Origin of the sequence: Mesorhizobium sp. M1A.F.Ca.IN.022.07.1.1 (assembly GCF_003997575.1) — a bacterium.
Classification (GTDB): Bacteria; Pseudomonadota; Alphaproteobacteria; order Rhizobiales; family Rhizobiaceae; genus Mesorhizobium.
This window is the reverse complement of the sequence record NZ_RZST01000453.1, coordinates 1-3,832: the sequence shown is the minus strand read 5'-3', so window position 1 is coordinate 3,832 and position 3,832 is coordinate 1. Positions and strand designations below refer to the sequence as shown.

General features: G+C 67.2%; 1 protein-coding gene. It reads left to right on the top strand.

Translation table 11 applies throughout. From position 1 onward, the window contains the following. The coding region (locus EOA75_RS30165) for a glucoamylase family protein (protein WP_281058587.1) at nucleotides 1-3,832 on the top strand (3,832 nt) is incomplete at both ends.

Here is a 3,832-nt window from a genome sequence, read left to right as displayed (position 1 = left end):
CCGAGGACAGGCTGCGCATTTCCGCCGCTGACATCCATGCGCTGCGCACCGTGGCGCGTCGCACCTGGCATTATTTCGAGACCTTCGTGACGGCCGAGCATCACCATCTGCCGCCCGACAATTTCCAGGAAAGCCCGGCCCCGGTGGTGGCGCCGCGTACCTCGCCGACCAACATCGGCGTCTACCTGCTCTCGGTGGTGTCGGCGCGCGACTTCGGCTGGATCAGCCTGTCGGATGCCATCACCCGCATCGACGCCACGATGACGACCATCGAGAACATGCCGCGCGATCGCGGGCATCTCTACAATTGGTACGACACGACGACGCTGAAGCCGCTTTATCCGCTCTATATCTCGGCGGTCGACAGCGGCAATCTCGCCGGCCATCTGGTCGCCGTGGCCGCGGCCTGCGCCGAATGGGCCGAGGCGCCTTCCGTCCACCTGCAGGGCGATTTCGAGGGCATCCTCGACACCGTCACCATCCTCGACGAGAGCCTGGAGGAACTGCCCGACGACCGCCGCCAGCTGCGGCCGCTGCGCCAGCGTCTTGCCGACCGCCTCGACGGCATGCGCCGGGCAGTGATGACCATCAAGGCGCAGCCCGAGATGGCCTCGATCCGCACGATCAATCTCGCGGTGCTGGCCGGCGAGATCCGCAAGCTCGCCACGGCCATCCACGTCGAGGCGGCGTCGCCCAAGAGCGACGTCATCGCCGACTGGGCGGCCAGGCTGGAGGCGACCTGCGAGGCGCATGTGCACGATTCGCACAATGACGAAAGCGCGGTCTCGGCGCTCCGCACCAAGCTGCTCGCGCTGCGCGGGCGCTGCCGCCGCTACGCCTTCGAGATGGATTTCTCCTTCCTGATGCGGCAGGAGCGCAAGCTCCTGTCGATCGGCTATCGCGTCGAGGAGCACCAGCTCGACGAGAGCTGCTACGACTTGCTCGCCTCCGAGGCGCGGCTGACCAGCCTGTTCGGCATCGCCAAGGGCGACTTGCCGACCGAGCACTGGTTCCGGCTCGGCAGGCCGATTGTCGAGATCGGTTTCAAGGGCGCGCTGATGTCCTGGTCGGGCTCGATGTTCGAGTACCTGATGCCGCCGCTGGTGATGAAGGAGCCGCAGGGCTCGATCCTCAACCAGACCAGCAAGCTCATCATCAAGCGCCAGATCCAGTATGCGCGCTCGAAGAACGTGCCCTGGGGCATCTCGGAAGCGGCCTACAATGCCCGCGACCGCGAGCTCACCTACCAGTACACCAACTTCGGCGTGCCCGGCCTCGGCCTGAAGCGTGGTCTCGGCCAGAACACCGTGATCGCGCCTTACGCCACCATCCTGGCGGCGCAGTTCAATCCGCGTGAGGCGGTGCAGAACCTGATGCGGCTGCGCGCGATCGGCGCGCTCGGCCGGCACGGCTTTTACGATGCGGTCGACTTCACGCCGCAGCGCGTGCCGGAAGGCACCGACCATGCCGTCGTCCAGAACTACATGGCCCACCATTCCGGCATGTCGATCGCCGCCGTGGCGGACGCCATCTTCGAGGGTCGGCTGCGCGAACGCTTCCACAGCGATCCGGTGATTGAGTCGGCCGAACTCCTCTTGCAGGAGAAGGCGCCGCGCGACATCCCGACCGCCACCGTCAGGACCGAGGCCGACGAGCGCTCCAAGGACGAGACCGAGACCGAGAGCCCGGACAGCCGCATCATCCTTGACCCGATCAAGGCGCTGCGCGCGACCAACGTCATGTCGAATGGCCGTTACTCGGTCATGGTCACCGCCACCGGCTCCGGCTACAGCCGCTTCGGCGAGCTTGCCATCACCCGTTGGCAGCCGGACCCGAGCGAAGACCGTCTCGGCTCCTATATCTTCTTGCGCGACACCGCGACCGGCGACTGGTGGTCGGCCACCGCCGAGCCGAAGCGCGCCGAGGGCGAGCGCGTGCAGACGCTGTTTGCCGACGACAAGGCGAGCTTTACCAAATCGATCGGCTCGCTGCGTTCGGAGGTCGAGTGCATCGTCATCTCCGAAGGGAACGGCGAAGGCCGGCGCGTCACGCTTTACAATGACGGCCCCACCGACCGGCACATCGAGGTGACGTCCTTTGCCGAGCTGGTGCTGGGCAACGAAGCCTCCGACAACGCCCATCCGGCGTTCTCGAAGATGTTCGTCGAGACCGAGATCTCCGCTAACAACGGCGCGATCTTCGCCACCAGGCGCAAGCGCGAAAAGAACGAGCCCGACCTCACCATGGTGCATTTCGTCACCGATCCGTCGGGTCCCTCGCGCGACGCCGAGGCCGAAACCGATCGCCGCGCCTTCATCGGCCGCGGCCGCACCATCGCCGACGCTGCCGCCTTCGACCCCGGCGCCCGGCTCTCCGGCAGCCACGGCTTCACGCTCGACCCGGTGGCGGCACTTCGCCGCCAGGTGCGCGTGCCGGCCAACAAGAAGATCTCGCTGACCTTCTGGACCGTCGTCGGCGCCAACCGCGGCGAGCTCGACGAGGCGATCGGCCGCCTCGACCATCAGGAGAGCTTCGCCCGCCAGGCGATGCTCGCCTGGACGCGCAGCCAGGTGCAGACGCGCCATCTCGGCCTCAGCCTGACCGATGCCGCCAATGTGCAGAAGCTGGCGCGTTACCTGATCTATCCCGATCCGTTCCTGCGTCTGCCCGCCGACTCCATCGCCTCGGGCCTCGGCCGCCAATCGAGCCTCTGGCCGACCAGCATCTCCGGCGATTTCCCGATCTTCCTGGTGCGCATCGGCGACGTCGCCGATCTCGAGATCGTCGCCCAGGCGCTGCGCTTCCAGGAATACATGCGCGCCCGCGGCATGATGATCGACTTCGTCGTCGTCAACGAGCAGGCATCCTCCTACGTGCAGGACCTGCAGCGCGCAGTGGAGACGCTGTGCGAGAACAGCCGCCTGCGTGGTCGCGAGCTTGGCCCGCGTCAGCACATCTTCGCCGTGCGCCGCGACCTGATGGACGAGCCGACCTACAAGACCCTACTGTCGGTCGCGCGTGTTGCGCTCCACACCCGCAACGGCACCATCTTCGACCAGCTCGAGCGGGCCGAAACGGCGGCATTGCAGGCTCGCGATGCTTTGCAGCAGGCGGAAGGCGTTCCGGCCCGCCAGCCGTCGCCGCCTTTGCCTGAGCCGACGCGGGCAAGCGAGGGGGGAGCCGATATTGCCGCCGACGGCACCGGCCTCAGCCTCTGGAACGGCTTTGGCGGCTTCGACGGCGACGGCCGCCACTACGTGACGCGGCTGACCGGCCGTCGTGTGACGCCGCAGCCCTGGATCAACGTCATCTCCAACGCTTCCTTCGGCTTCCACGTCTCTGCCGAGGGCGCCGGCTTCACCTGGAGCCGCAACAGCCGCGACTACCAGTTGACGCCGTGGTCGAACGACCCGGTGTCGAACCGGCCGGGCGAGGGCTTCTATATCTACGACCAGTTGAGCGGCAAGGCGTTCTCGCCGATGGCCGCGGTGGTGCGCGATCCCTCGATGACCTACGAGACCTGGCACGGGCAGGGGTTCTCGACCTTCCGCTCGAAGCGCGGGCCGCTGTCGATGGATCTGACGCAGGTCGTCGACCCGGTGGATCCGGTGAAGATCACGCGGCTGCGCATCCAGAATGCCGGCCCCGCGCCGGCAAGGCTGCGCGTCTATGCCTATGCCGAGTGGGTGCTCGGCGGCCATCGCTCGCGCACGGCGGCAACCATTGTGCCGACCAGGGACGCCGCGACGGGCGCCATGCTGGCGCAGAACCCCTACGGGCTCGACTTCGGCGAGCGGGTGGCTTTCCTCGCCGCGACGGCGCCTGTTCATTC